Here is a 1,745-nt window from a genome sequence, read left to right as displayed (position 1 = left end):
GCACGGGACCCGGGGCGCCCGGGCCGCCCGGCGGCCCGCGGCCCTCAGGGGGCCGGCAGCAGCCGCAGCTCCAGGGAGTCCACGCGGTCGGCGACGACGTCGGAGGCGCCCAGGCGCTCGCCCAGCCGGGCGGTCACCCGGCCCAGCCCCTCGCGGTCCAGCCCCGGGGCGACCCCCACGACCAGGCGCAGCTCGGCCCGCTCGGCGGCCTCCAGGCGCACGCCGCGCACCCCGGGCACGTCGGCCAGCGCCTCGGCCACGGCCGCCTCGACGATGCCGTCGAAGGGGGCGGGCACCCACTCGCGCTCGCGGGCCAGCGCCCACAGCGCCGTGCGGCGCACCACGAAGCGCACCGGGCCGGCCGGGTCCAGCACGAGCACCTCGCAGCCCTCCTGCACCCCCGACAGGGCCGCGCGGGCGGCGGGCACCGGCACGGGCCGGGCGTCGGCGCGCCAGGCGGCCAGGGCGGCCAGGTCCGTGAACAGGGGCAGGCCGCGGCGGCCGTCGGGCTGCGTGAGCAGCGCCAGCGCCATGTCGGCGCTCTTGTCGCCGGCCGGGCCGGCCGCCACGACCTCCTGCTCGCCCAGGACGGCGACCACGGGGGCGAAGACGCGCGCGGCGGCCAGCTGCGCCACCACGCGGGCCTCGGCGCGCAGCAGGTCCTCCGGTCCGGCGCCGGCGCCGCGGGCGCCGGCCCAGTCGGTCAGCGCCCGCCCCAGGCCGGGCGCCCGGGCGCCCTCGTCGCCGGTGAAGGGGTTGGGCAGCAGGGTCCGCCCCGCCCAGGGCACCCCGGCGGAGTCGGTCCCCGGACCGGCCCCCGGTCCGGGGGCGCCGGTCCCGGCGTCCCCGCCGCCCCCGGCGGCGCCCGGCGCGGGGTCCGCTCCGGTCAGGGCCGGCCGGCCACGTCGAGGGCCTGCGGCAGCGTGAAGGCGCCGGCGTACAGGGCCTTGCCGACGATCGCGCCCTCGACGCCGACCCCGACGAGCTCGCGCAGCGCGCGCAGGTCCTCGAGGCTGGAGACGCCGCCGGAGGCGACGACGGGGGCGCTGGTGCGCGAGCACACCTCGCGCAGCAGCTCGGTGTTCGGCCCGCGCAGGGTGCCGTCCTTGGTGACGTCGGTGACGACGTAGCGGGAGCAGCCGTCGGCGTCCAGGCGCGCGAGGACCTCCCACAGGTCCCCGCCCTCGCGGGTCCAGCCGCGCGCGGCGAGGGTGGTGCCGCGCACGTCGAGGCCGACGGCGATGCGCTCGCCGTGGCGGGCGATGGCCGAGCGGGTCCACTCGGGGTCCTCCAGCGCGGCGGTGCCCAGGTTCACGCGCCGGCACCCGGTGGCCAGCGCGGCCTCCAGGGAGGCGTCGTCGCGGATGCCGCCGGAGAGCTCCACGGCCACGTCCAGGCGCCCGACGACGTCGGCGAGCAGCTCGCGGTTGGAGCCGCGGCCGAAGGCGGCGTCGAGGTCGACGAGGTGGACCCACTCGGCGCCGGCCTCCTGCCAGGCGAGGGCCGCCTCCAGGGGGGAGCCGTAGAAGGTCTCGCTGCCGGCCTCGCCCTGCACGAGGCGGACGGCCTGGCCGTCGGCGACGTCGACGGCGGGGAGCAGTTCGAGGCGGGGGGCCGGCGAGGGGGTGCTGGTCACGGGCGGGCAGTCTACGGAGGCCCGGCGGGGGGGGGGGGGGGGGCGCGGGGGGGGGCCCGCCCCCCCCGCCCCCCCCCCCCCCCCGCACACACCAACCCCCCCCTCGCCC

The 1,745-nt window shown here is 81.2% G+C and carries 2 protein-coding genes; both read right to left on the bottom strand.

Annotated features, from left to right (window positions below; translation table 11 throughout):
• Positions 1–44 precede the first annotated feature (44 nt).
• On the bottom strand, positions 45–788 hold the full coding sequence (locus tag ACRYR7_RS25450) for an SseB family protein (RefSeq protein WP_432575178.1): 744 nt from the start codon (positions 786–788) through the stop codon (positions 45–47).
• A 98-nt stretch (positions 789–886) separates the two neighbouring features.
• Complete coding sequence (gene priA / locus ACRYR7_RS25445; protein WP_432575177.1) at positions 887–1,636, bottom strand: bifunctional 1-(5-phosphoribosyl)-5-((5-phosphoribosylamino)methylideneamino)imidazole-4-carboxamide isomerase/phosphoribosylanthranilate isomerase PriA; 750 nt, start codon at positions 1,634–1,636, stop codon at positions 887–889.
• Positions 1,637–1,745: the final 109 nt, after the last annotated feature.

Source organism: Kineococcus gurbantunggutensis, from assembly GCF_050871925.1.
In the GTDB taxonomy this organism is placed as follows: domain Bacteria; phylum Actinomycetota; class Actinomycetes; order Actinomycetales; family Kineococcaceae; genus Kineococcus.
Note: the sequence above shows the minus strand (reverse complement) of the source record. Positions and strands in the feature narration are given on the sequence as shown.